The sequence below is a fragment of the Salidesulfovibrio onnuriiensis genome, assembly GCF_008001235.1.
In the GTDB taxonomy this organism is placed as follows: domain Bacteria; phylum Desulfobacterota; class Desulfovibrionia; order Desulfovibrionales; family Desulfovibrionaceae; genus Pseudodesulfovibrio; species Pseudodesulfovibrio onnuriiensis.
Genome location: NZ_CP040751.1, coordinates 2,496,695 through 2,520,987 on the forward strand (window position 1 = coordinate 2,496,695; position 24,293 = coordinate 2,520,987).

Annotated in this window: 25 protein-coding genes; 18 read left to right on the forward strand and 7 right to left on the reverse strand. The window is 55.2% G+C overall.

Annotated elements, in window-relative coordinates:
- Positions 1 to 3: 3 nt before the first annotated feature.
- A complete protein-coding gene (locus tag FGL65_RS11285) occupies positions 4 to 834 on the forward strand; it encodes an LpxI family protein (RefSeq protein WP_147821292.1) in 831 nt (276 codons plus the stop codon).
- Between the two features lie 52 nt (positions 835 to 886).
- On the opposite strand, the gene FGL65_RS11290 is transcribed toward FGL65_RS11285, so the two are convergent.
- From FGL65_RS11290 to FGL65_RS11300, 3 genes are read right to left on the reverse strand one after another with little or no spacing between them, the layout of a single operon-like run.
- Positions 887 to 1,252 (reverse strand): CGGC domain-containing protein, encoded by a 366-nt coding sequence (locus FGL65_RS11290; protein ID WP_147821293.1) that lies wholly within the window; start codon positions 1,250 to 1,252, stop codon positions 887 to 889.
- 1 nt (position 1,253) lies between these two features.
- Complete coding sequence (locus FGL65_RS11295; protein ID WP_147821294.1) at positions 1,254 to 2,126, reverse strand: ATP-binding protein; 873 nt, start codon at positions 2,124 to 2,126, stop codon at positions 1,254 to 1,256.
- A gap of 2 nt (positions 2,127 to 2,128) precedes the next feature.
- Complete coding sequence (locus FGL65_RS11300) at positions 2,129 to 3,001, reverse strand: ATP-binding protein (protein WP_147821295.1); 873 nt, start codon at positions 2,999 to 3,001, stop codon at positions 2,129 to 2,131.
- Between the two features lie 385 nt (positions 3,002 to 3,386).
- On the opposite strand from FGL65_RS11300, the gene FGL65_RS11305 reads away from it, so the two are divergent.
- Positions 3,387 to 6,506 (forward strand): AsmA family protein, encoded by a 3,120-nt coding sequence (locus tag FGL65_RS11305; RefSeq protein WP_147821296.1) that lies wholly within the window; start codon positions 3,387 to 3,389, stop codon positions 6,504 to 6,506.
- Between the two features lie 36 nt (positions 6,507 to 6,542).
- Positions 6,543 to 7,943 carry a YhjD/YihY/BrkB family envelope integrity protein gene (locus tag FGL65_RS11310; RefSeq protein ID WP_147821297.1) on the forward strand — a complete coding sequence of 467 codons (1,401 nt, stop codon included), beginning with the start codon at positions 6,543 to 6,545 and terminating at the stop codon, positions 7,941 to 7,943.
- Here FGL65_RS11310 and FGL65_RS11315 read toward each other — a convergent pair.
- Genes FGL65_RS11315 through nth form a run of 3 tightly spaced genes read right to left on the reverse strand, consistent with a single transcriptional unit; the run spans position 7,931 to position 10,341 of the window.
- Positions 7,931 to 8,530 (reverse strand): YdcF family protein, encoded by a 600-nt coding sequence (locus tag FGL65_RS11315; protein ID WP_250645469.1) that lies wholly within the window; start codon positions 8,528 to 8,530, stop codon positions 7,931 to 7,933. The two genes, FGL65_RS11310 and FGL65_RS11315, sit on opposite strands and share 13 nt — an antisense overlap.
- 56 nt (positions 8,531 to 8,586) lie before the next feature.
- The gene (gene tgt / locus FGL65_RS11320; protein WP_147821299.1) at positions 8,587 to 9,705 is read right to left on the reverse strand and encodes a tRNA guanosine(34) transglycosylase Tgt; all 1,119 of its coding nucleotides are present in this window, start codon (positions 9,703 to 9,705) and stop codon (positions 8,587 to 8,589) included.
- Entirely contained in the window at positions 9,706 to 10,341 is a 636-nt protein-coding gene (gene nth / locus FGL65_RS11325; protein ID WP_147821300.1) for an endonuclease III, read from the reverse strand.
- 132 nt (positions 10,342 to 10,473) lie between these two features.
- Here nth and cutA point away from each other — a divergent pair, with 132 nt between their 5' ends.
- The 12 genes from cutA (at position 10,474) to FGL65_RS11385 (ending at position 20,233) form a co-directional block, all read left to right on the forward strand.
- A complete protein-coding gene (cutA, locus tag FGL65_RS11330) occupies positions 10,474 to 10,815 on the forward strand; it encodes a divalent-cation tolerance protein CutA (RefSeq protein WP_147821301.1) in 342 nt (113 codons plus the stop codon).
- A gap of 60 nt (positions 10,816 to 10,875) precedes the next feature.
- On the forward strand, positions 10,876 to 11,811 hold the full coding sequence (locus FGL65_RS11335) for a carbohydrate kinase family protein (protein WP_147821302.1): 936 nt from the start codon (positions 10,876 to 10,878) through the stop codon (positions 11,809 to 11,811).
- Positions 11,812 to 11,841: 30 nt separating this feature from the next.
- A complete protein-coding gene (locus tag FGL65_RS11340) occupies positions 11,842 to 12,924 on the forward strand; it encodes a phosphotransferase family protein (protein WP_147821303.1) in 1,083 nt (360 codons plus the stop codon).
- Between the two features lie 56 nt (positions 12,925 to 12,980).
- Complete coding sequence (locus FGL65_RS11345) at positions 12,981 to 13,496, forward strand: adenylyl-sulfate kinase (RefSeq protein WP_250645470.1); 516 nt, start codon at positions 12,981 to 12,983, stop codon at positions 13,494 to 13,496.
- Positions 13,497 to 13,582: 86 nt separating this feature from the next.
- Positions 13,583 to 14,932, forward strand: coding sequence for a tRNA (N6-isopentenyl adenosine(37)-C2)-methylthiotransferase MiaB (gene miaB / locus FGL65_RS11350; RefSeq protein ID WP_147822737.1), 1,350 nt, complete (start codon positions 13,583 to 13,585; stop codon positions 14,930 to 14,932).
- On the forward strand, positions 14,926 to 15,420 hold the full coding sequence (locus FGL65_RS11355) for a bifunctional nuclease family protein (protein ID WP_147821305.1): 495 nt from the start codon (positions 14,926 to 14,928) through the stop codon (positions 15,418 to 15,420). Before miaB ends, FGL65_RS11355 begins: the two co-directional genes overlap by 7 nt.
- 13 nt (positions 15,421 to 15,433) lie before the next feature.
- Positions 15,434 to 16,084 (forward strand): histidinol phosphate phosphatase domain-containing protein, encoded by a 651-nt coding sequence (locus tag FGL65_RS11360; protein ID WP_147821306.1) that lies wholly within the window; start codon positions 15,434 to 15,436, stop codon positions 16,082 to 16,084.
- A 100-nt stretch (positions 16,085 to 16,184) separates the two neighbouring features.
- Positions 16,185 to 16,874 (forward strand): MotA/TolQ/ExbB proton channel family protein, encoded by a 690-nt coding sequence (locus tag FGL65_RS11365; RefSeq protein ID WP_147821307.1) that lies wholly within the window; start codon positions 16,185 to 16,187, stop codon positions 16,872 to 16,874.
- A gap of 12 nt (positions 16,875 to 16,886) precedes the next feature.
- Positions 16,887 to 17,303, forward strand: coding sequence for a protein TolR (gene tolR / locus FGL65_RS11370; RefSeq protein WP_147821308.1), 417 nt, complete (start codon positions 16,887 to 16,889; stop codon positions 17,301 to 17,303).
- 45 nt (positions 17,304 to 17,348) lie between these two features.
- The gene (locus FGL65_RS11375; RefSeq protein ID WP_147821309.1) at positions 17,349 to 18,242 is read left to right on the forward strand and encodes a TonB family protein; all 894 of its coding nucleotides are present in this window, start codon (positions 17,349 to 17,351) and stop codon (positions 18,240 to 18,242) included.
- A gap of 3 nt (positions 18,243 to 18,245) precedes the next feature.
- Positions 18,246 to 19,556, forward strand: coding sequence for a DPP IV N-terminal domain-containing protein (locus FGL65_RS11380; RefSeq protein WP_147821310.1), 1,311 nt, complete (start codon positions 18,246 to 18,248; stop codon positions 19,554 to 19,556).
- Between the two features lie 116 nt (positions 19,557 to 19,672).
- A complete protein-coding gene (locus tag FGL65_RS11385; RefSeq protein ID WP_147821311.1) occupies positions 19,673 to 20,233 on the forward strand; it encodes an OmpA family protein in 561 nt (186 codons plus the stop codon).
- 57 nt (positions 20,234 to 20,290) lie between these two features.
- Here FGL65_RS11385 and FGL65_RS11390 read toward each other — a convergent pair whose 3' ends face one another.
- Complete coding sequence (locus tag FGL65_RS11390) at positions 20,291 to 20,812, reverse strand: phosphatidylglycerophosphatase A family protein (protein ID WP_431830886.1); 522 nt, start codon at positions 20,810 to 20,812, stop codon at positions 20,291 to 20,293.
- Between the two features lie 61 nt (positions 20,813 to 20,873).
- Between FGL65_RS11390 and FGL65_RS11395 the strand changes: the two genes are divergently transcribed.
- The 3 genes from FGL65_RS11395 (at position 20,874) to FGL65_RS11405 (ending at position 24,185) form a co-directional block, all read left to right on the forward strand.
- Positions 20,874 to 21,512, forward strand: a complete 639-nt coding sequence (locus FGL65_RS11395) for a LysE family translocator (protein ID WP_147821313.1) — start codon at positions 20,874 to 20,876, stop codon at positions 21,510 to 21,512.
- Positions 21,513 to 21,556: 44 nt separating this feature from the next.
- On the forward strand, positions 21,557 to 22,273 hold the full coding sequence (locus FGL65_RS11400) for a sulfotransferase family 2 domain-containing protein (protein ID WP_147821314.1): 717 nt from the start codon (positions 21,557 to 21,559) through the stop codon (positions 22,271 to 22,273).
- Positions 22,274 to 22,586: 313 nt separating this feature from the next.
- Positions 22,587 to 24,185, forward strand: coding sequence for a methyl-accepting chemotaxis protein (locus FGL65_RS11405; RefSeq protein ID WP_187170365.1), 1,599 nt, complete (start codon positions 22,587 to 22,589; stop codon positions 24,183 to 24,185).
- The last annotated feature ends 108 nt before the right edge of the window (positions 24,186 to 24,293 follow it).

Below are 24,293 nucleotides of genomic sequence, written 5' to 3' on the forward strand. Positions count from 1 at the left end.
TATATGTCCCAGCTGCCAGCCACCATTGGACTTATTGCCGGCGGACGACAGTTTCCCGTGCTTGTGGCCCAGGGCGTCAAGGCCCATGGGCACAGGCTCGTGGTGGCCGGTTTTACCGGCCATTCCAATATGGCTGTGGCCGAATATGCGGATGTCTGGAAGGAACTCAAGCTGGGCAAGCTGAACAAACTGATCTCTTACTTCAGGGAAAACGGAGTGGAGCGGGTCATCATGGCCGGCACCATCAACAAGCCCAAGGTAATGGATGTTCGGCATCTGGACATGCGCGCCATGAAGTTGGTTTTCAAGCGCAAGGACAAGGGCGATTCAACCCTTCTCAGCGCATTGGCTGCGGAGTTCGAATCGGAAGGCATGACCGTGGCTCCTGCCCACGAGCTGGTCCCGGAACTGCTTTCCCCCAAAGGTGTGCTGACTTCCAGGAACCCCGATGATCGGGAGTTGGAGGACATACGTTTTGGCTGGAGGCTGGCTAAGGAATTGGGACGTATGGATATCGGTCAGTGCATTGTGGTGCGCGAAGGTATCGTGGCGGCCGTGGAGGCTCTGGAAGGGACCGACGAAACCATCAGGCGCGGCTGCCATTACGGCGGCAAGGGCGCGGTGGTGGTCAAGGTCTTCAAGCCGGGCCAGGAGGAACGTATAGACCTGCCCAGCATTGGCGTGGACACGGTCCGGGCCATGGCTGCGGAAAACGGATCCTGTCTCGCATATGAAGCCGGAAAAAGCCTGTTCTTTGACCAGGAGGAAGCTGTCAGAATCGCCGACAAGGCGGGTATCAGCATTATTGGCCTGGCGCAGGGTGATATCGAGTAGACTCGAATTTGATTGAAAATGAAAAGGGAGTTCCAAAAGGAACTCCCTTTTTTTATGCGAAGATGTCTTCGGGCAGATAGGGGTGTGTTCCCTCTATGACTTCGATCCCCGAAAGTTTCTTTACCTTTTGGATGATGACATCCTTGTGGGGACAGTGCGATGCAATACAGGGGGCGATGTGAATCTTGGTGGGGATTTCTCCCATGGGTGCGTTCCAGAGCTTCATTTGCGCAAGCCTGGGAACGATGCTGGCACCGGGACAGCCCCCGCACCCCAGCAATCCGATGAGTTCCGCTTCAGCATCCTGGTACGCGGAGAATGATCCCGCTTTTTTGTTAAAGCCTACAATGCAGCGGGAACATCCTATACAGACATCATCCATGGTGTTCTTGCAGCCGAGTATCAGGATCTTTTCCACGTCACTCCTCCATTTGTCTGAAGTACTGATTTATTTCATTCCATATTCCGTCAATGATGGGGCCGAATTTTTCCGGGTCGTATTCAACAACGGTCTGTCGATGGAGCTGGGCCTTGGTAAAGTCCAGGTCGTACTGGAACTTGCCGAGAAGAACTATGGAGTTCGCCGCGCAGTATTGCTCCAGTTCCTGCTCCAGAGCAGGGTTGATACCGCATTTGTTCAGGATGCACATGCAGGGCGTCTTGAAGTGCCCGGCCAGCTCATGGACCCGCTTGAGGTCGTGTATGGCCGATACAGTGGGTTCGGCCACCAGAATGCAGATGTCTATGTCCGCAAGGGAGGCGATGACTGGGCAGCCAATTCCGGGAGAACCGTCCACCAGGACGAACTTCGCCTTCTCTGCCTCGGCAATGGCCTTGGCCTCCCTTCGTACTGACGTGACCAGCTTGCCGGAATTCTCTTCGCCGATACCAAGTGCGGCATGGACCATGGTGCCGAAGCGGGTGTTGGATACGAATTGATAGCCGCACATCCGGTCCTGCATGGTGGCCGCCTCTGATGGGCAGACGAATTCACATGCCCCGCACCCCTCGCATTTTTCACGAATAACGGTGAACTCTGGGGAAATGGCATCGAATCGGCAATGTTCACGGCATTGGCCGCATTGAATGCATTTGTCCAGGTCGATAGTCGCGGTGAATCCGCTGTGAAATTTTTCCTTCAGGTTGATCTCGGGGCTCAGGATAAGATGCAGGTCCGCGGCATCTACGTCGCAGTCGGCAAGAACCTTGTGGGGACCGGCCCCCGCCAGCGCGGCCGTGATGGAGGTCTTGCCGGTACCTCCCTTTCCGCTGATGATAACGATCTGTTTCATGATTATCTCGTGCTTTTGGCCATGTTTTGAATATTTTGGGCAATTTGGGAAATGACTTTCTCATATCCGGGGACTTGCTCAATGAGCAGCTTCCCTTCGGAATAGGAAGAGGCGGCCTCCATGCTGTGGGGCAGTTCTCCGAGCAGGGCGATGTTTTCCTCTTTCAGGTAATCGTGAACCCTGTCGTCGCCCATTCCGGCCCTGTTGATGACAACGCCGAACGGAACTTCCATTTTTCGGAGCAGCTCCACTGCGATACGCAGGTCATGCAGTCCAAAGGGGGTGGGTTCGGTAACCAGAATTGCGGCATCGCTTCCTTCCAGGGCTTCCACCACCGGACAGGTGGCTCCCGGAGGACAGTCAATGAGCCGGACGTCCGGGGCGGGGTGCTCGGTCAGGGCGCGTTGCTTCACCTTCTTAATCAGAGGGGGGGCCATGGCTTCGCCGATGCGTAACAGCCCACTGTAGAGGGATATGGAATCTTTTTGTCCCACGCGTGAAATTCCCAGGGAACGGGTGGATTCCTCAATGGCGGATGCGGGACATGCAATGGTGCACAGTCCGCAACCATGGCACAGTTCAGGAAACTCCAGAACCGCGTCCACCATCCAGATCAGGGCATTGAATCGGCAGAGTTCGATGCACTTGCGGCATTCCTCTCCGAGACATTTGTCGTGGTCGATTCTGGGAACCGGTACGGTTTCCTTTTTTTCGTCCTTCCATTGCGGGGTCAGGAAAAAATGGGCGTTGGGCTCCTCCACATCGCAATCGATAAGGGAGACATCCATGCCGGTCCGGCTGAAATAAGCGGCAAGATTGGTGGCGACGGTAGTTTTTCCGGTCCCCCCCTTGCCGCTGGCGATGGCTATTTGCATGGTCTTGCTTCTGTGTTGTTGGGTAATGGTTGATTTTGCAGGCACAATCCGGCGAATCAATCACCGGTGCGAAAACGGTTTTGTCCGCAATGCCCTTTTCTTACATTTTGTTTATATTTTCAAGCACACCGTGTCTTTGTGGTTGCTTCTAAGCAATGCTTGTGCCAGCACTAAGTATAGCAAATTAAATGTGTTACGTATCTTTGCTTTTGCTGTCTTGACGTAATCTGCGTCGTCTGCGGCTGTGGCAGGCGAATTGTGCGCACCCAACACAACAGTTTATCATTGAAGGAAAAGAATATATGTCATTGTAAAGAGTTGCCTTGGATACCGAGCCAAAGCGAATCTGCTCTTGCATGTGTCTGACTTGAAAGACGGAAATGAGATGTTGAAAAAAATACTGATATCGATCTCGGCCATCCTGTTTGTGTGCATAGGCTCGGTTGCTGGCGCACTCTTGTGGGCGTCCTATTATGTGGATTCCCCGCAGTTCAGGAATGACCTGTTTGCCAGTCTTTCCAGAATTACAGGGCGTGAGGTCAGGCTTAACGGGGAACTCGATGTTGCCGTGTACCCCTGGTTTGGCCTGCGTGCCTATGACGTGACCGTCGCCAACGAGCCCGAGTTCGGTGATGAGCCTTACATCTCTTACCGCGAAGTGGCATTCGGGGTGGAAGTGCTTCCCTTGTTGGCTCGGGAACTGGTGGTCAGCGAGATTCTCATCGACGGCATGGAGATCCGGCTGATCCGCAATGCCGACTCCGAGGTGAACTGGGATTATTATCAGGGCGTTTCCGCTGCTTCCGAAACACCATTTTTTTCATATTTTAAAAGCATATTCATTGCAGGCGTGAATGTTCATGACGCCGTTTTGAGCTTCGATGACGGCGAGTTGGATGAAAACATCCGTCTTCATGGCCTTTCGGCCCGAATTGGCGCCTTTATCCCGGGCGAGTCCGCCGGGTTTGACGTCGATGGCATTTTCGAACGGGTCAAAGGGGAGTTGTCGGTCGAGCTTCATGTCTCCGGAATCTTGAACACGGATTTGTTTTCGAGAAGCAGCATGTTCGATGAAACTTCCGTCGAATTGCTTATTCGGGGAGGAGGGCTTCCCGAGCAGGAAACGGCTCGACTGGTGGCTGATATTGACTACGACAAGACTGATGATGATTTTCGTTTCGAAAATGTCCACGCCCGCGTGTTTGATGTCGACGTCAGCGGCAGTGGGGCTGTGGAAGATGTCCTCAGTGACTGGAAACTGTCCGGGGAAGTGACGACCGAGGTCTTTTCGCCCATTTCCATCTTGAAACGACTGGATGTGAAAAGGCCGCTGGATAAGGTTCGTGGATTGACCAAGGCAAAATGCAAGGCCGTGGTCAGTGCAACGGCTTCTTCCATTGTGTTTCCCAAGGTCGTTATGCTGATGGACGACACGCAGCTTTCCGGCAATGCGACCGTGGAATTGCAGACTTCCCCGAGGGTGGCCTTTGATGTGTCTGCCACCCGTTTGGACCTGGATCGATATCTGCCGTTGTTTGAGACCGGAACGCCTTTTATTTGGGATGACTATTCCTTGCCGTTCTGGGGTGGGCTGCGTGCCTCGGGCAATGCGGTCGTCAACGAATTCCGGGTGCTGGGAACGGATTTCAACAACGTAAAGGCAACGCTTGTAGCTGAAAAGGGCGCACTGAAAGCCTCTGCTCGGGCCGGTCTCTATGGAGGGTTGCTGGGGGCGGACCTGGCAATGAACATCGACCGCAGAAAGGATGATCCCGCCCTCTGGACTTCACTCAAGGCCCAAATCAAATCCGCTAAATTTGAATCCATTCCCTATGCCAGCGGAGATTGGGGGAAGCTTGAAGGCCCCGTGGACATGGGGCTTTCCCTGCTGCTTAATCAGGATTCCTGCCAGGCCCAGGCGCGTTCTATCGAAGCATTGCGCAACATGCGCCTTGATCTGGATATCAATTCTCCGGGCGGTTCGTTGAAGCTGAAGAAAAGCGACGAGGCCTTTCAGTTCGATCGTTTAAGGATGCAGGTCAAGGCAACGCCCATGCCTTCGAACAAGGGCGACTACCTGTTCAATACCCAGGCCACTTTCCGTGCCGAGCAGAAGAGGTCTTCCCATTACGGAGTTTTGAGCTGGAGCGGACCGCTCGCGCTCAATAAAGATTTCAATATGGTCTCCTCCTCCGGGGGAGGGTGGAATCTTGAGAGTGCCGGATGGTTGCTGCCCGGCCTTGACGATGTCGTGACTGCCAAGGGGCAGGCCGGTTTCACCCCGAATATGCGTCGATTGACCATTAAGGATGCTGAGCTCAAGGCGTTGGGCGCAACCCTGACTACTTCATTTGCCTCCGAAAATCCTTTAGAGGACAGCCGCATTCTGGACGGTTCGTTCTCGCTGTACGGTTTTAACCCGGAAGCGGTGATCGCAAAGTACGGGGTGAACGTCTATGAGATGGAAGACGAGAGTGTTTTCGATTTTCTGACGGCTCATGCCGATTTCCGATATGCAAATTCCAGGCTTTTCCTGAGTCGTCTCAAGGCCCAGTTGGATGATACGTCCATCGAGGGGAAACTCGACACAACCATGACCAATCCTCCTGAATTCAATGTAGCCCTGAAGCTCGGAAGGGTGGACTTGGATCGCTACCTGACGCCGGATAAAAAGCCAGACCTCAAGAAACTTCGGGCGGGCATTGATGAAGACGCGCCCCCTGTCGCCATGCCGCTGGATTTTTTGCGCTGGCTGACCGTTCAAGGATCCCTTTGGGTGGAGGAATTCATCCTGCAGGATATCAAGGTGCAGAAATTGTCCGGGGCGGTCGATGCCCGGGCAGGGAAGATCAAGGCTGATAATCTTTCCGGAGATTTTTATGGAGGTTCTCTCAAAGGTTCCTTGAACGGTGTGGTGCATGCCAAGGAGCTTGAATCGTCCCTGAAGCTCTCCCTGCATGACTTCGAGGTCGGCCCTATGCTTCAGGATCTTGTGGAACGCGAATATGTTCAGGGCCGGACCAACATGGATATCGACATCAATGGCCGGGGGGCCTCTGACGACGATATAGTGGCCAATTTGAACGGCACCATCGATTTGAGCGTGGGTAAGGGGTCATATAAATTCATGAACTGGGACGCCAAGGTCGATCCCAGGAAAATCGCCCAGGGAGAACCCGATCCACGTACGCAACGCACCGCATTCAATAGCGTCACATCGAAGTGGGTCATTAAGGACGGCTATTTTGATATGAAACAGTTCCATTTGGACGGCCCGCTCATGACCGGGACAGGATATGGCGGTTTCAGTCCTGCCGAGGAAAGTATCGACTTGAATTTCAAGGCTGATTTCGTGGCTGTGCCCAGCGTGACCGTACGTATCGTGGGCCATATCCAGGACCCGGAGGTCAAGGTGCCCAAGGGCAAGATCGTGACGGACACCTTGCAGAACATAATAAATATTCCACAGAAATCATTGCGGTTTCTAAGAGATCTGTTTTTCTAGCCCTGCCGGAGAACGCAGCAGATCGAGGTGAATTACATGACGCCGACAAAAATAAAAAATAAATCGAAACATTTGCAGACAAGGTTTTCCCAGGAAATCTGGGTCAGGGATACACCGGAGACCCCTGTGCCCTTGCGGCTGGCCAAGGGAACCGCCCGGTGGGGATACCTTCTTTTCCATGGCTTTTTCAAGGACCAGTGCATTATCCGTGCAGCGGCGCTGACATTCACCACGATATTGTCCATCGTGCCTTTCCTGGCTGTCGCCTTTTCCATTTCCAAGGGCTTTGGCCTGCAGAATACCGAGTTCATCCGCACCATGGTCCTGCGCATGTCCACGGGCAATACCGAGGTGGCCGACAAGATCATACAATATATAGACCGGACCAACGTGCAGACCCTTGGCTGGATCGGTATCGCCATGCTGCTGTTTACAGTATTTTCACTTATCGGAACCATTGAAAAGGCATTCAACACCATCTGGAGCGTACAGCGGGGCAGAACCGCCTGGCGCAAGGTTACGGATTTCTTCCCGGTTATCTTCATTTGTCCCATATTTCTTCTGGTGGCCTCCAGCTTCAACGTAAGCCTGCAGAAACAGGAAATCATCCAGGGTCTGCTGAGCGTTTCGGCTATCGGCTATGTGGAGGCGCTGATCCTCAAGCTTGCGCCTTTGATGCTGATCATTATCGCCTTCAGTTTCATGTATGCCTTTATTCCCAACACCAGAGTCAAGATAACCAGCGCTCTCCTGGGAGGCCTGGTAGGAGGAGTCCTCTGGCAGCTGGCGCAGTGGGTGTACATCAACTGGCAGATAGGTGCGGCAAAGTACAATGCCATCTATGGCAGCTTTGCGCAGTTCCCGCTGTTGCTCATGTGGATTTACATTAGCTGGGTGGTTGTTCTTCTGGGAAGCGAGGCCGGTTATGCCTGGCAAAATATCAACTCATTCGTGAAGCAGCGCTTCTTTGGCGCGGCCAGTGCCTTGGAACGCCAGAAGATCGCGGTCATCATGATGTCGTTTTTGGCCAAGCGATTTCACAATGGTGAGCCTCTGCCGTCGGTTGAGGATATCTCCGACAGGCTTATGGTTCCCGCCCCGCTGGTTTCAGATCTGTTCGAAGTCATGCGCACGGCAGGACTGACCGTGCGAACGGACAGCGTGGGATGCGAGGTGTATGCACCGGCCCGGGCGTTGGACGCCATCCGGCTCGTGGATATCATCGGCGTGGTAAACAGTGAGGGGGGCGGCAAGACTGGCGGTATCTTCAAGTCCAGGTTCCAGTTCATCGACGGCCTGTTTGAGGGCATGCGACGTGACGTGGAGAAAAGCGACGCCAACTTGACCTTGCTGGAAAGTGCGCAGCGGCTTCACGATGACCCCGTGAATGCGGGGGAAGTGGGGGATGCCTGCGGCGAAGCCGCTCAGGGGAGTTGACCGGACTGCTTCGAGCGAAAGGCTCCTCCCAACAGGTAGTGGGCGGTCTTTACCAGTTCCATGACAATGTTCTGGGCGGACTGCTGATCCTGCCACCAGCACTTTTTGAAAGAGCCTTCTGGGGGCACCGAAACCAGGATATTCGCTTCAGGCATGATGTCCTGGAAAATCATTTTCGCACGCCGGGCATGGTAGGGAGAGGTGACCAGCAGCAGGGTTGCCTTTTTATTTTGCAGATGCCGTTTCAGCGCCTCTGCCTCTTCCACCGTACTGATGTGCCCGTTGCCGAATTCCTCAATGCTTGCCGCTGGCACGCCTTGAGATTCCAGCACTTTGTGCTCGAATTCATACGGGCCGTAACTGGGGGCCCCCAGTTTTATTTCTAATTTATCCAGGCGGCTTGGCGGATAAAGTTTTGCCCGGCTGAGCGTGACGGTGGGGGCGTAGCCTTTTTTGTACAGCTCCGCAGCCTTGAAAAGCCTATGGGGATCCCCGGCCAGGGGAACAATGTAATCGCCGTTTTGGGGCGGTTCGTTTACGTCCAGCCATTGTGCGGCCCAGAAGAGCAGCCCCGCCAGGGCGATCATGCCCAGAACCGTGGCCGCTCCCACTATTTGCAGAAAAAGCCGCAACGCCTTCATGTCTAGCCCTTGCTGTAGACGTCTTCGTATTGTTTCTTCAATTCCTGGAAAGTGCCTTCCTCGATGGACTTGCGTACCTGCTTCATGAGGTCCAGATAGAAATACAGGTTGTGGTACGTGTTCAGGCGGTAGGAAAGCAGTTCCTTGGCCATGTACAGATGCCTGAGGTAGGCGCGCGAAAAGTTGCGGCAGGTGTAGCAGTTGCAGTTGGGATCAAGCGGGCCGTCGTCTTCCTTGTAGGCCGCTTTCTTGATGTTGATCTTGCCTTGCGAGGTGAACAGGGTGCCGTTACGCGCATTGCGGGAAGGCAGCACGCAGTCGAACATGTCCACGCCCGCGGAAATTCCTTCCAGAAGGTCCAGGGGAGTGCCCACACCCATAAGGTAGCGGGGCTTGTCCTCGGGGAGCAGAGGGGCTGTGTGGTGGGTCAGTTCATGCATTTCCTCGGTGGATTCGCCTACGGACAGGCCGCCAATGGCAAAGCCGTCGAAATCAATGCTGCAGATCTGCTCGGCGCTGCGGTCCCGCAGGTCCTTGAAAAAACCGCCCTGGACAATGCCGAACATGAGTTGGTTGCCGGATCCCTTGGGATAGTGATTCCGGCAGCGTTGCGCCCAGCGGTAGGTCATTTCCAGGCTTTTTTCCGTATATCTTCTGTCCGCGCCGTAGCCCACGCATTCGTCCAGCACCATCATGATGTCGGAGCCGAGGTTCATCTGGATGTCGATGGCCTTTTCCGGGGAAAAGAAGTGCTTGGAGCCGTCGATGTAGGACCGGAACTCCACGCCTTCCTCAGTGAGTTTGCGGATGCCCTTGAGGCTGAAGACCTGGAAGCCGCCGCTGTCCGTGAGGATGGGGCGATTCCAGTTGGCGAATTTGTGCAGGCCGCCACGCCGCGCCACCAGTTCGTCGCCCGGGCGCAGATAGAGGTGGTAGGTGTTGCCGAGGATGATCTGGGCCTCCATCTCCTCCAGGTCCAGGGGGGTCAGGCTCTTGACCGTTCCCTGGGTGCCAACGGGCATGAAGATGGGTGTCTGTATTTCGCCGTGCGCGGTGACCAGGGTGCCACGCCGTGCGTTGCCGTCCGTGGTATGGACGGTGAATTTACCTAGGTTTTCCATTTATTCGACTCCGTGTTTCGGACATATATCATTAAGTTCGCAATCAGTGCATTTGGGCTTGCGTGCATTGCATACTTCGCGACCGTAGTAAACCAGGAAATGGTTCACATCGCCCCAGGTTTCCGTCGGATACAGCGGCATGAGGTCCTTTTCAATGCGCACTGGGTCTGTGTTTTTGGTCAGTCCCATGCGAAAGGTGAGGCGTTTGACGTGGGTGTCCACGGCAATGCCTTCATGGATGCCAAAGGCATTGGAGAGCACGATGTTGGCGGTTTTCCGCGCAACGCCGGGCAGGGTAACGAGATCCTTCATGGTCTGCGGCACGTTGCCGGCGTAGACATCCATGATCCTTTGCGCGGCCGCCTTGAGGTTCTTGGCCTTGTTGCGGAAAAAGCCCGTGGAACGAACCGCGTCTTCGAGCTCCTCAATCGAGGCGTTGGCGACATTGTGGATGGTGGGCCATGCCGAGAAAAAGGCCGGGGTGACCTTGTTGACCCGTTCGTCCGTACATTGTGCCGCCAGAACAGTGGCCACCAGCAGCTCCCAGGCGTTGGTCCAGTCCAGGGCCGGTTCGGGCGAGGGGTACCGTTTTTTCAGCCGTTCGTATATGGCAAGGGCTCGTTCCTGTTTTTTCATGAGTGCTCCGTTGTTTTGTGGAGCTTGAGTACCATTGCCGGGCAAGAGTCTCAAGGGATCGCGGAAAGCATTGCATCACAGGATTGTTCGGGTATTATCTGACCCGTTCAAAAAACATAGGAGTTTCATGTTATGCCGGAATCGTTGTTGTATATGACCTTTGGAGCCATGGAAGAGGCGCAGCGCATCGGCGAAGCGCTTGTTCGGGGGCGGCTGGCGGCCTGCGTGAACATTCTGCCCGGAATGCGGTCCCTGTACTGGTGGAAGGGGCGTGTGGAAACGGCCGACGAGGTTGTCATGATCGCCAAGACCAGGACGGAACTGACTGAATCCGTAATCGAATATGTCAGGACACGTCACAGCTATGAAGTCCCCAGTATCGTTTCCATGTCCATTGCCGGGGGAAATCCCGACTTTCTGGATTGGATACGAAAGGAAACCAGGGAGACAAATGATTCCGGGGACATGGTTTGACAACACCTTGCCCCTGCCATTACTCTCGCGTCCTCAATTGAAATCTCTGGAGGTTCATCTGTGAAAGTATACGTTACCGGGTCCCTTGCGTTCGACCGCATCATGACCTTCCCCGGCAAGTTTTCCGACCATATCCTGGCGGACAAGATTCATATTCTCAATGTCTGCTTCGTGGTCAACGGCCTGGACGAAAAGTTCGGCGGCACTGCGGGCAACATCGCCTATACCATGGCGCTTCTGGATGAGAAGCCCGTCATTCTCAGCCAGGTGGGCAAGGACTTCGCCGCCTACGACGAATGGCTGCAGAAGCACGAACTGCCCGTGGAAGGTATCCGCACCATCGACCATGAACACACTGCCGGGGCGTATATCACCACGGACATGTCCGACAACCAGATCACCGGGTTCAACCCCGGGGCCATGCGTCATTCCTGCGGATATGACATGGACCTCATGGACAAAAATAATTCCTTGGGCATCATTTCTCCGGGCAATGTGGAAGACATGGTGAATCATCCCAGGTTCTACCGGGAAAACGGCATCCGGTTCATCTTCGACCCGGGCCAGCAGATCACCACCCTGGGCGGGGAAAAGCTCAAGGAAAGCCTGGAGGGCGCCCATATCCTGATCACCAATGACTATGAACTGCAGATGGTCATGAACGATACGGGCTACTCCAAAGAAGAAATTCTTGATAGGGTGGACATGTGCGTCACCACTCTGGGCGACCAGGGCTGCGTGATCAGCACCAAGGACGGCGAAGTGGCGGTGCCTGCGGCCAAGGCCGCCGAGGTGATCGACCCCACAGGTGCGGGCGACGCCTTCAGGGCCGGGCTGCTCAAGGGTTTCTGCCTGGGCAGGGACATAGAAACCGCCTGCCGGATGGGTGCCGTGACCGCAGCGTACTCCGTGGAGAAAAAAGGAACACAGGAGCACAAATTCGACTGGAACGACTTCCTGAAACGCTATGAGGAGAACTACGGCCCCCTGAACTAGGGGCTTGGCTCTCCTCACGAGGAGAGCGACATGATCAATCTGACCAAGCAGGGTCTCGACAGTTATCTCAAGCGTGTATACGGCCCCACCGCGGAATTGTTGGCGGCCGGTGATATTGGAAATCTGGACGAGCAGGGAATGAAAAGCTTCGGCTACGGAAAACCCCTGCTCGTTCGTTTTTTGGTGGACGGGGTGGAGCAGGAGGCCGTTATCTCCACCATGAAGGGAGATAAGTACGGGCACCAGTTCTATTGGGATCGAGCCGCCATTCTCATGTTTCAGTTCGAGACATCGGACCGCATGGAAAAGCATGTGCTTCCCCTGGGGCTCGGGTATGTCTCCCGCACGGGCGAAATGATCCCGGTCGAGCAGCCTCTGGAATTCTTCATCGTCAACGAAAAGCTGCAGGGGCACGATTACTTCCTGGACCTGGAACGCATCCGTAAGGGGGATTTTCGGGACGGTGACGAGCAACTCTCCAGGGAATTTGCGCGCTGGCTGGCGCGAGTCCACTCCAAAAAGCTTGATGATTCCGATCTCTATTACCGCCGCATCCGGAACCTCATCGGTTCCAGCGAGTGCATTCTCGGTCTGATCGACGAGGCCTATCCTCATCCCTACGCTTTGTATCCGGACGATGGTTTTTCGGCTCTGGAAAAGCGACTTATCGACTGGCGCTGGAAGTTGCGGGGGTATGCCCACCGCCTTTCCGCAGTGCATGGCGATTTTCATCCCTGGAACGTTTTGGTCGATGAGGAAGGAGAATTCTCCGTCCTCGACCGCAGCAGAGGGGAGTGGGGAGAGCCGGGCGGCGACCTGTGCACCATGGCCGTCAACTACCTGCTCTGGAGCCTGCCCCGCCACGGTCGACTGGCAGGCCGCTTCGAGCAACTCTACAAGGCCTATTTCTCGGAATATCTCGAACGGACCGGCGACACGGAAGTGCTGCAGGTCATTGCGCCGTTTTTTGTTTTCCGCTGCCTGGTGATCGCCTCGCCGGAATGGTATCCGGACCATGCGGACGACGTTCGTTTCGGCCTGTTCCGGTTCATGGAAAACATCCTGGATGAGGACGTGTTTGATTGGCAGAACATCAACAAGTACATGGAGTGATTGTGCAAGGGTGCGCCATCTGGTTCGTCGGGTTGCCCGGGAGCGGCAAGAGTTCGGTGGCTCGTTGTGTTTACGATCATCTTGTTGCGGCCGGGCACGACGTGGTGCACCACGAAATGGACCGAAGGCGAAAGGCGTATTTCCCGAAGCCGCGATACACCGAAGCGGAACGGGCCCGGGCCTATTCCCTGTTCATCGACGAAGCCGTGACTATGGCTGCGCAGGGCAAAGTAGTGCTCATGGACGCTTCGGCCCATAGGGCCGTGATCCGGCAAGCGGCCCGGAAGAAGATTGGCCGTTTTGCGGAGATCATGATCCGTTGTTCCCTGGAAACGGCCATGGCCCGGGAAAAGGCACGTCCCGAGGGTCTTGTCATTGCCAACATGTACGAGAAGGCCCTCATCCGCCAAAAGACTGGCGAACAATTCGAAGGACTGGGGGATGTCATCGGCGTGGATGTGCCTTTTGAAGAAGGAGATGCGGAATTGATTGTGGACAATACGAACCTGACGAGTCAACAAACTTGCACCATGGTGACAACCTTTCTGGACACTTGGCTCGACAATGCTTAACGTGCCTCAGCCCTGAAAGGAGGGCGGCAACAGCTGATCATATGGCCATGAGCGCCAGCGTATTTCAACAATCAAGGTTTGTATCGATGAAGTTTCATATATTGACGTTTGGCTGCCAGATGAATGTTCATGATTCCCAGTGGCTGACCAGTGCCCTGGAAAGTCGTGGCTGGGAACAGGCTCCGGAAGATGAGGCCCAGGTGTATATTCTCAATACCTGCAGCGTGCGCGAAAAACCCGAGCAAAAGGTCTATACCGAATTGGGCCGGATTGCCGTGCATCTCAAGCGCGACCCGGATATCATCGCGGCCGTGGGCGGTTGTGTGGGCCAGCAGGTGGGTACGGGCTTTTTCAATCGCTTCCCCTTTGTGAAACTGGTCTTCGGCACGGATGGGATCGCCAATGCTCCCGACGCGCTGGAGCGGCTTGTCGAAGGGGCGCAGGAACGTATCGCCCTGCTGGATTTCGTGGATATCTACCCGGAGCGGGAGGTTCCGTGCAGGGATGTGCGCGTAGAGCAGAAATCCCGGCAGGCCTTTGTGAACATTATGCAGGGGTGTGATAATTTTTGCACCTATTGTGTCGTCCCTTTCACACGTGGCCGTCAGAAATCGCGTCATCCCGAGCAGGTCTTGGAAGAATGTCGGACGCTTGTGAAGGGCGGAGTCCGCGAAATCACGCTGCTCGGGCAGAATGTGAACAGTTTTGGCCTGGACAAGGGCGGAGTTGGCGTGACTTTTGCTCAGCTGTTATACAGGGTTGCCGAAATCCCTGGTCTGGACCGTCTGCGTTTCACCACTTCGCATCCCAAGGATATTGCACCGGAAGTGATCCGCGCCTTTGGCGAGCTGGACAATCTGTGTCCGTCTTTGCACCTGCCCATGCAGGCAGGATCCGACGATGTGCTCAGGCGTATGGGCCGCAAGTATGACAGCAAACGCTACGTGGAGATTGTGGATGGCTTGCGCGCAGCCCGGCCGAACCTTGCACTGACCACGGACCTGATCGTGGCCTTTCCGGGGGAAACCGAGGAAGATTTTGAGCAGACAATGGAAATGGTTGAGAAAGTTGGTTTCGAAAGCAGCTTTTCCTTCAAGTATTCCGATCGCCCCGGTGTCGCAGCGCTCAAGATGAAGCCGAAGATCGCCCCGGATGTAGCGGCAGAGCGGCTCATGCGCTTGCAGAATTTACAGAATGATATTACTAGAAAATGTCTAAAGAAACTTGTCGGAACGGAAGATGATGTGCTCGTGGAGGGCAAAAGCCGCAAGCAGGACGAGGGCGGCTTCTGGTGGCGTGGTCGCGATGCGGCCGGCCGGGTTGTCAATTTCCGTTTCGAGGGAGACCGGGACTTGGAGGGTCTGATGGTGCCGGTCAGGATTGTCGAGGCCAAGAAACATTCCCTGGTGGGCAAAAGGACAGGCGACCCATGGTAAGAACGAAAGTATTCGGCATGGCCTTGGATGAAACCAATCAAGCCCCGATACTCATCCTCAAGAACGAACAGGAGGCCATGGTCCTGCCCATCTGGATCGGGGCCGTGGAGGCCATGTCCATTACCATGGCGCTCAATAAGATCCCGTTCCCCAGGCCCATGACCCATGATCTTCTGCTGTCCGTCATCAACACCCTTGGGGGCGTGATCAACCAGGTGCAGGTGACGGATATCGAGGACGGAACTTTTTTTGCGGAAATGGTGGTTTTGCAGGATGGCGAGGAACTGCGCATTGATTGCAGGCCTTCGGATGCAATTGCACTTGCGGTTCGCGGCGATACGCCCATTTTTGTCAACCTGGACGTGCTCAAGACCGCAGGCGTCAGTGAAGACAGTCTCAAGCAGAAAGTCGTCAGGAGCGAAGATTCGGACAAGTGGAAGGAATTGCTCGATTCCATGGATGAAGACGATGCCAAATACAAAATGTGACCGGTAACACAAGATGATAGATCTCCATACTCACTCCACGTTCAGCGACGGGGAACTCATTCCCGCGGAGCTGGTCCGGCGCGCCCGCGTGGCCGGGTACAAGGCCATTGGGATCACTGACCATGCCGATGCTACCAACATGAAAATGATCCTGGACAATATCGGACCTTTTGCCAGGGAGCACGGGCATTTTTTCGATATCACGGTGCTGGCCGGCGTTGAATTGACGCATACGCCTCCGAGCCTCATCACCACTCTGGTGGCCCAGGCCCGTGCGCTCGGCGCTCAGCTGGTGGTCATGCACGGGGAAACCATTGTCGAACCGGTTGCCTCCGGCACCAACCTGGCCGCCATTGAAGCCGGTGTGGACATTCTGGCCCATCCGGGGCTCATTACCGAGGAAGAGGTGAAGCTGGCCGCCGAAAAGGGCGTCTGTCTGGAGATAACCACCCGGGGCGGCCACAGTTATACGAATGGCCACGTACTTTCCCTTGCCCGCAAGCACGGCGCGAAACTGGTCATCGACAACGATGCCCACGCACCGAAGGACCTGGTGGGCGCGGAACTGCGAAAGGGCATTGCCCTCGGGTGCGGCATGACAGCCGCCGAATACGATCAGGCTCGGCAGAATTCGTGGGAAATTGTTCAGCGCGCCATGCGCTGAGTCTTTTGGGAAGATTGTCACCTGTCCGGCGTGATGCGGCCAGGCTTGCGTATATATTTGCCCGCACAGGGCTGCACAAAACCAAACGGGGTTACTGTCGATGGATTTTCTGGCTGAGAACAATGTCTTGCAACTGTTGATGGGCGCGACGCTCGCGGTGAAGATGGTGCTGTTGTTCCTGGGGGCCATGTCGGTCTGGAGCTGGACCATCATTTTCTACAAGTTTTTCAGCATCCTTTCCGCCCGCAAGCGTGTGGCGGCAGGGTATGACTCCTTCATGGCCGCGGACGACCTGACCTCGGGCCTCAAGGCCATCGGTGGCGATTCCTCGCCCCTGGCCCGCATGAGCAGCATGGCGGTCAAGGAATTCCGCAAGCTGGAAAAGGCCGAGATCGACCGCGAGCGCAAGCGCATGCTGGTGAAGGACACACTGCGCCGCACCCTGCGGCAGGGCGTGAGCGGTGAAATGCGCCGCCTGACACGCAACCTGCCTTTCCTGGCCACCTGCGCCAACGGCGCTCCGTTTATCGGCCTGTTCGGTACGGTCTGGGGGATCATGCATTCCTTCCATTCCATCGGCATGGCGCAGTCCGCAGCCCTGGCAACCGTGGCTCCCGGTATTTCCGAGGCACTCATCGCCACCGCCATCGGCCTGGCCGTGGCCATTCCCGCAACCATTGCCTACAACTTTTTCCTCAGTAGGCTCTCGGAAGTGGAGACCGGCATGATCGATTTCGCCGGGGCCTTCCTCAACCGTGCAGAGCGTGAGATCGCCTGGGCCCAGAAGTAGGAGGGCGAATCCATGGCAATCAAGACAGGCAACGGCTTTTTGGCCGAGATCAACGTCACGCCTTTTGTGGACGTGATGCTGGTGCTGCTGATCATCTTCATGGTCACTGCGCCGCTCATGACCCAGGGGGTTGAGGTTGACCTGCCCACCACGCGAACGGTCAAGAATCTGCCCCAGGACAAGGACCATCTGGTCCTGACGGTTAAGAAGGACGGCGCCCTTTTTCTGGATGAGTTCGAAGTGAAGTTCGAGGATCTGAATACCCATCTCAAGAATCTGGTGTCCAAGCAGAAGAAGCAGCTTTTCCTGCGGGCCGACAAGGATGTTCCCTACGGCCTGGTCGTGGACGTCATGGGCGAGATCAAGGGCGCGGGCATCGACAAGCTTGGAATCGTGGCCGAACAGAAACAGGACCAGAATAAGAAATAACGACGGGAGGCCGGTCTGTATTTCAGGACCGGTGGCCGTGCACCTATGCGAATATTTGGCTTTATCCTCTCCATCCTGTTTCACCTGGGCGTATTCGCCGTGGCCCTGTTCTGGGTCACCGGCCAGTCCACCAAGGTGGATATGGATCGTCCTGTCTATACGGTGGACATTGTCAGCCTGGCCCCGCCTGCGGCGGGGAAACGGCCCATGCGTGTTTCCGCTCCGCCCGAACCCAAGGCTGCTCCAGAGCCGACCCCGGCAAAGGCCCCTGAACCGGTCAAGGAGATCAAACCCGAGCCCAAGGACGAGGTGAAACCGGAACCCAGGCCTGAACCGAAGCCGGAGCCGCCCAAGGCTGAAGCCAAGGATATCAGCGAGAAAAAGAAAGAGCAGAAGGTCGTAAAAAAGGCCAAGGAAAAGCCGCAGCCGAAACCTGAGCCCAAGCCGGCGCCAAAGCCTCAGAAAACCGCTGCGCAGCTTCGCGCGGAAGCCATGAGCGAAGTGCGCAAGACGGCCAAGAGCCCCGAGGAGCTCAAGCGGTCGGCTATTCAGCAAGAGCTGGCCGCCATCAGGCAGAAGGCTGGCGAGGAAGTCTACTCCGATGCCTCGGAAGGTTCCGAAGGCGTTGCCGGCGGCGAACCAGGCGGAACCGGGTCCGGGTTGAGGGCGGTGTATGGCTCTATCGTGGGCGAGGCCATCAAGAAGAACTGGCGCTACCCGGCGCTGGCAGGCGACAAGAACCTCATGTCCACCGTGGAAATCGATATCGCCGCTGACGGAAAGATCCTTGGCTCAAGGGTCATTGAAGGTTCGAGGAACGCCAAGTTCGATTCCTCCATTCTGCGGGCCATCAAGGAAACCGAATATGTCACTCCCCCCACGACTGTGCGGGACAGGGTGGTGCGAATAAACTTCAATAGCCAGGAACTTTCGGAATAAATTATGAAAACAATAGTACGTTGCACGCTTCTGACCGCACTGTTGCTTCTTGTCTCCGCCGTATTCGTTTCGGCGGCTCCCCTGACCGTCGATATCTACGGCCCGGGACAGAAGCTGGTCAACATGACCATACTGCCGCCCAAGCCTTTGCGCGCGGGAGGCTCGGTGCCCACAGACGCGGCTGAATTCGAGCGGGTCGTCAAGAACAACCTTTCCTACATTCCGTTTCTTCAGGACGTACCCATGTCCCAGATGCTGGGTGGCGATCCCAGCAGGGGCGTCAAGGCGCGGGACATCAATTTCAAGCCCCTGCAATTGGCCAAGGTCGATCTGGCCATGACTGTGGGCTGGAACGGCTCCAACCTTGAGGCCCGTGTCTATGAAACCTTCAGCGGCCGCCTGATTGTGGGCAAGGCCTACGGCCAGGTGCAGGGCAAGCTCGTCACCCGGGTGGCCGACCGTTTCTGCTCGGTGCTTCTCGAAGAGCTTTCCGGCAAGAAGGGATTCTTCGATTCTCCCATAGCCTTTGTGAAGCAGCTCGGAAAGAGCAAGGAAATCTACACGGTTCTGCCGCAGGGGCGTGAGCTGACCCGCATCACCAAGCTCGGCGGGTTCAACCTGAGCCCCACCTGGAGTCCGGACGGTTCCAAGATCGCCTTTACCCATATCGGGGCCAAGAAGCATACGCTGGGCATCTGGGATTCCAAGACCGGCAAGATCACGCTGCGCAACAATACGTTGGGCCAGACGGTCATCAGCCCGGTTTTCGTCGACAACAGGCAGATCGCTGTGACCTTGAACAAGACCGGTCAGGCGGACATCTACCTGCTGGACGATGAATACAAACCCAAAAGGACGCTGGTGAAGAGTTCCTTCATCGACGTCTCCCCGAGTTTCGACCGCAGCGGGAATCTCATGACCTTTACCTCGGGGCGTGCGGGCAATCCGCACATCTATCTCCTGAATCTGAAAACCGGCAACCTCAGGCGGGTGACCATCACAGGGAAATACAACACCCACCCGTGTCTGAGCCCGGACGGAAGATACATAGCTTATACCCATAGAACAGCCAATGGACACCGCATCTTCCTCCACGACCTGCAAAGCGGGCGTGAAAAGCAACTGACCTTCGGACCGGGCAGCGACGAATATCCCGCTTTCGGCCCGGACGGTTACTTTGTCGCTTTCGCATCCAGCAGATCCGGGGAGTACAAACTGTACCTGACGACCCGTCATGGCGACACGCCCAGACAGCTCAAGACCGGAAATGGTCCGGCCTTTGCCCCTGACTGGGATACGTCGTTACAGCGATGACACATTTTGTTGAGGTACTTGATTTTTTATTGAGAAAGGGTACACCTAACGGTACTTCCTGTGAGGTGTTAACATCCTGCTGCAACTGCCAAGAACGGCATATCGAAGGAGTTGATATGAAAGTTCGTTTTTCTTTTGCCTTAATTGCTCTGCTGAGCATTTTTCTCATGATTGGAGCTGGTTGCGCTAAAAAGACCACTTCATCGGACATGCCTCCCGGAGCCACCAAGGTCGAAGTGAAGGATCAGTCCGAATATCCCACGGAAGTTGTTGAAGAAAGCAATGTGGACGAACAGACGCTCGAAGCCGAAGCCCGGGCGCAGGCAAAAGCCCGCGCTGTCGAGGAAATGGCCTTCAGGCTTCACTTTGCCTTTGACTCTTACGAACTGAATGATGAAGCCCGCAGGGTGCTTGGTCGCAAGGCTGAACTGATGAAGGAATTCTCCGACCTGACCATGGTCATTGAAGGATACTGCGATGAGCGCGGCACCGAAGAGTACAACCTCGCCCTGGGCGAACGCCGTGCACGCGCCGCGTTCGAGCACCTTGTCATCCTGGGCATCGAGCCCGAACGCATGAGCATGGTCAGCTTCGGCGAGGAACGCCCTCTGGATCCGGCGCACAATGAGGCGGCCTGGGCTCAGAACAGGCGTGACGAGTTCAAGATCTCTTATTAGCAGGGCAGAAAAGCGAATCAAGACGCCGTTTCCCGGAAGGGGAGCGGCGTTTTTGCTTTATGGGATAAACGGCAGGAGAAAATACAGAATAGCGCCCGCAAAAACACCGGCGATTCCATCGTCGATCATGACACCGAAGCCTTTGGGGAAAAGGGTCTCGGCACGTTTGATGGGCCAGGGCTTGGCAATATCGAACACCCTGAAAAGGATGAATGCGGCGGCTATATGAGCAGGCGAGAGCGCCGCGAAAGGCAGCATAGTCAACCATTGCCCGAAAAGCTCGTCAATGATCACGCATCCGGGATCCTTTTTGCCGAGCGCCTTTTCGGCTTCCGTGGCCGCCCAGGCTCCCAGTATCAGCACCAAGCCGAGCAGGGCCATGCGAAGCGGAAGCGAAAACGGAAGAAAGAGCCAGGGTGCTGCGGCTGCGGAAACCAGGGAGCCCCATGTTCCGGGCATTTTGGGGAGGTTTCCCACGGGGCCGAGAGTTGCAATGTAGAGTGCGGTTTTATTGATCATTGTGTTCCTTAATGATGATATTGGTGCTGGCACTTTGCCCGTATCCGCTTCGTATTGCAAGAAAACGGGTTTTCAAGTATTTCCGGGTAAGCACTCATTGCACTCCATTAAGAGGATACCTATGTTCGGAACTCACGACTTTCTGCTTTTTGTCCTGTCCGGGCTGCTGTTGAACATCACTCCCGGTCCCGATCTCATCTACATCGTCAGCCGCAGTACTTCCGGCGGCATGGGTAAGGGGCTTGTCGCCGTTGCCGGCATCGGTGCGGGGTGCCTCGTGCACATTGTCGCCGCTTCGCTGGGCCTTTCCGCCATTCTGGCCACCTCGGCCATGGCCTTTATCGTGGTCAAGGTCGTCGGGGCGGCTTACCTGGTCTACGTAGGGTTGAACTCCATCCTGTCCTCTTCCAAAGGGCTGGCGACAAAGTTAAACCAAGTTCCTTCGGCCGTGTCCCGCCGCAAGGTCTTTGTGCAGGGCTTTTTTACCAATGCCCTTAATCCGAAAGTCGCCTTGTTCTTCATGGCCTTTTTACCGCAGTTCATCAGTCCGAATGCTTCCTGCAAAGCCGGGGCTTTCGCCTTTCTGGGCATCGTGTTCTGGATCAACGGCATGATCGTCTGCATGTTGGCGGCCTGGCTTTCGGCCCGGCTTGCTTCCAACCTTTTGGGGAATAGGGGAATCATGCGTTGGTTTGAACGCTGCACCGGAGGACTTTTCGTCTTTTTGGGAATCCGCCTAGCAATGGCGGAAAATGCCTAGCAGGCCTGAAAAAACTTCATCAATGGTTTCAAGCAGAGGATTGCATGCTTCCCAGAGAAACAATTTTCGTGAATTACCATGTCCCCCGGACTGCCGGGCGTACGCTTGGAAAAATCCTCTCCGATTTTTTTGATGAAAGTACGATTCTCAACACCATGGATGACAGTGCCGAGGTCATCGGCCAATTCATCCAGCTGGATGATGCGGCAAAGAAGCGGTACAGGCTGGTTACCGGGCACATGCCGTACGGGCTCATTCATCTTATTCCCGAGCCGCGTTTTGTGATTACCTTTGTCCGCAATCCCATTATTCGCTGCCTGTCTGAATATGACGCCATGAAAAAGTGGAAGGATCATCCTGTTGCAAAAATCATCAACGAGCATGATTTGAGCATTGGACAATTTTTTCTGTCCGGTTTGAAGAAAACCATTCTCGACAATAGTTTGGTTCGGTCCTTTCTTATTGAACCACCCGAGGATGAGGAGATCGGGGCGGAACATGTAGACTTGGCTCTGCAGAATTTCGACAGGGATATCGCCTTTGTCGGTAATACCGAACGCATGCACGACTCCCTTGAAAAACTGGCTCGAATGAGTGGATTGCGAATTGATTTGTCCCGCGTGCCCAAGGTGGGAAACATGAATGCCAAACGTTCGATTTCCGATATTTCCAAGGAGGATTTGAAAGTCCTCCAGCATGTGACCCGCTATGATTTCGTACTATATGAGCATGCATTGCGACGATTTGCACAGAATCAGTGATTGCACGCATTAGCTCCACATTTTCTAGCTATCACCTTCATATCATATCGTTTTTGTGTCTCAGGGGATGGACGACATTACTTGAGGCTCGTATTTTTCTTTGTATTTACCCTCCGCCTGAATTGATTGATAATTTTGATCAGTTTCGAACATTAATGTGTTCTCATATTGACCAAACGAACAAATATTTGTATGGTTGCGAATAAATCTTTCGATTTCGATCACTAATCGAATGGTGCAAGTCTCATAAGAAACTGAAATGTGTCGAAGCCGTGGGGTGAGGGCTTTTGCGGCTTCCGTTACAGAGGGCTGTATGAACATTAAACGAAATTTTGCGGTGGGATTGGCTGGGGCCGCTGTCTGTGGTGTGGTGGCGTTTGTCTTGGGCGTGATGCTGATTTCGACTTCGCGTCCGGAAGGGCAGCTTGTCTTGAGCGCGTCAGCCTTGACCGGGGTCGGAGCCGTAGCTGGATTGGTTTTTCTGGCCGTGGGTTGTATAGGCCTTTGGCTCATGAGCGGCAGGCTCTCTGCCTATATCAACTGTGCCAATGTCTATCTGGAGCAGATTGCCCAGGGCAAATTCAGCGAAGATCTTCCGGATGCCGGGACGGGTGAGTTTTCCGGGTTTGGGAAGCAACTCGCGGCAACCATGTCCATTCTCAAGCGCAGGATCGGTTTTGCGGAGGGCGTACTTAACGCCATTGCAGATGCCTATCCTTTCATGACCTGTGATGAAAATGCCCGCATCGATTTCATCGGCAAGCAATTTCTCAAGGTTTCTGGGAAAAAAGGGCATCCTTCCGAATACATGGGTATGTCCATCGGTGGATATATCTACGGCGACGATACCCGTAAGACCCGCACAGACAAGGTGGTCGCCGACGGTATCCGTATTGAAGGCGAAACCAGGATCGAGGGTGATGGGATAACGCACGTGCTGCAGTTCTCCGCCGATCCCATTTTTGACCTGGATGACAACCAGATCGGCGCACTGACCATCTACTTTGACCTGACCGAGGTCAAACAGCAGCAACAGGCCATTGAGGAAAACGCCAAGCGTGTTGCGGAAATCGCCTCGGAGCTTGTGGGAATTACCGAACAGGTCAATTCAACCGCCGAAGTTATCGCGTCTCAGATCAATGAAGCAGCCAGTGGCGCGGCATTCCAGTCCGAACGCACCACGGAAACCGCCACGGCCATGGAAGAGATGAATTCCACAACATTCGAGGTGGCGCGCAACGCCGTCAGCGCCGCCGACAACGCCAATGATACGCGCACGACCGCCCGCGAAGGCCAGAACGAGGTCGAAAGGCTTATCGAGTCCATTGAAACCATGCGCAACCAGGCCAACACCCTGAGCGAGTTCATGGGCGAGCTTGGCCAGCAGACCGAATCCGTGGGAAGCGTCATCAACGTCATTCAGGACATCGCCGACCAGACCAACCTGCTTGCCTTGAATGCTGCCATCGAAGCCGCCAGGGCAGGTGAGGCCGGGCGTGGATTTGCGGTGGTGGCCGACGAAGTCCGCAAGCTCGCAGAGAAGACCATGACGGCCACGGACGAAGTAAGTGCGGCCATCAACGCCATCCAGAACGGAGCCAAACGCTCCATCGAAGGCGTCCGCCATGCCTCGGAGGCCGTGGAAAAATCCACGGGAATTGCAATGAATTCCGGGAAGACCCTGGAAAGGATCGTCGAATTGGTCATCAGTACGGCGGATCAGGTCCAGTCCATTGCAACCGCTGCGGAGCAGCAATCGGCCACCAGTGAGGAGATCCACAAGGCCGTTGAAGATATCAACCGAATAGCCTCCCAAACCGCCCAGGGAATGCAGGAAGCGAACACCGCAAGCAGTGATCTCGCCTTGAAATGCGATGAGTTGAATACACTCATCAAACGTTTGTCTTCCTAATTGCACCCCTGAGTGGTTACCGTCACTCCGAGCGGCCGATGATTAGAAATTGTCATTCGGTGCTCGAAAGGGGCCATGGCAATGCCATGGCCCCTTTGTTTTTCGTTT

Bases quoted from the DNA above. Each gene is read 5' to 3' on its own strand.
- FGL65_RS11385 (WP_147821311.1), top strand. From the start codon at position 19,673: ATGAAAGTTCGTTTTTCTTTTGCCTTAATTGCTCTGCTGAGCATTTTT.
- FGL65_RS11340 (WP_147821303.1), top strand. From the start codon at position 11,842: ATGATCAATCTGACCAAGCAGGGTCTCGACAGTTATCTCAAGCGTGTA.
- FGL65_RS11400 (WP_147821314.1), top strand. From the start codon at position 21,557: ATGCTTCCCAGAGAAACAATTTTCGTGAATTACCATGTCCCCCGGACT.
- FGL65_RS11300 (WP_147821295.1), bottom strand. From the start codon at position 3,001: ATGCAAATAGCCATCGCCAGCGGCAAGGGGGGGACCGGAAAAACTACC.
- FGL65_RS11315 (WP_250645469.1), bottom strand. From the start codon at position 8,530: ATGATCGCCCTGGCGGGGCTGCTCTTCTGGGCCGCACAATGGCTGGAC.
- FGL65_RS11310 (WP_147821297.1), top strand. From the start codon at position 6,543: ATGACGCCGACAAAAATAAAAAATAAATCGAAACATTTGCAGACAAGG.
- FGL65_RS11365 (WP_147821307.1), top strand. From the start codon at position 16,185: ATGGATTTTCTGGCTGAGAACAATGTCTTGCAACTGTTGATGGGCGCG.
- FGL65_RS11360 (WP_147821306.1), top strand. From the start codon at position 15,434: ATGATAGATCTCCATACTCACTCCACGTTCAGCGACGGGGAACTCATT.
- FGL65_RS11375 (WP_147821309.1), top strand. From the start codon at position 17,349: ATGCGAATATTTGGCTTTATCCTCTCCATCCTGTTTCACCTGGGCGTA.
- tgt (WP_147821299.1), bottom strand. From the start codon at position 9,705: ATGGAAAACCTAGGTAAATTCACCGTCCATACCACGGACGGCAACGCA.
- miaB (WP_147822737.1), top strand. From the start codon at position 13,583: ATGAAGTTTCATATATTGACGTTTGGCTGCCAGATGAATGTTCATGAT.
- tolR (WP_147821308.1), top strand. From the start codon at position 16,887: ATGGCAATCAAGACAGGCAACGGCTTTTTGGCCGAGATCAACGTCACG.
- nth (WP_147821300.1), bottom strand. From the start codon at position 10,341: ATGAAAAAACAGGAACGAGCCCTTGCCATATACGAACGGCTGAAAAAA.
- FGL65_RS11355 (WP_147821305.1), top strand. From the start codon at position 14,926: ATGGTAAGAACGAAAGTATTCGGCATGGCCTTGGATGAAACCAATCAA.
- FGL65_RS11380 (WP_147821310.1), top strand. From the start codon at position 18,246: ATGAAAACAATAGTACGTTGCACGCTTCTGACCGCACTGTTGCTTCTT.
- FGL65_RS11295 (WP_147821294.1), bottom strand. From the start codon at position 2,126: ATGAAACAGATCGTTATCATCAGCGGAAAGGGAGGTACCGGCAAGACC.
- cutA (WP_147821301.1), top strand. From the start codon at position 10,474: ATGCCGGAATCGTTGTTGTATATGACCTTTGGAGCCATGGAAGAGGCG.
- FGL65_RS11395 (WP_147821313.1), top strand. From the start codon at position 20,874: ATGTTCGGAACTCACGACTTTCTGCTTTTTGTCCTGTCCGGGCTGCTG.
- FGL65_RS11405 (WP_187170365.1), top strand. From the start codon at position 22,587: ATGAACATTAAACGAAATTTTGCGGTGGGATTGGCTGGGGCCGCTGTC.
- FGL65_RS11285 (WP_147821292.1), top strand. From the start codon at position 4: ATGTCCCAGCTGCCAGCCACCATTGGACTTATTGCCGGCGGACGACAG.
- FGL65_RS11305 (WP_147821296.1), top strand. From the start codon at position 3,387: ATGTTGAAAAAAATACTGATATCGATCTCGGCCATCCTGTTTGTGTGC.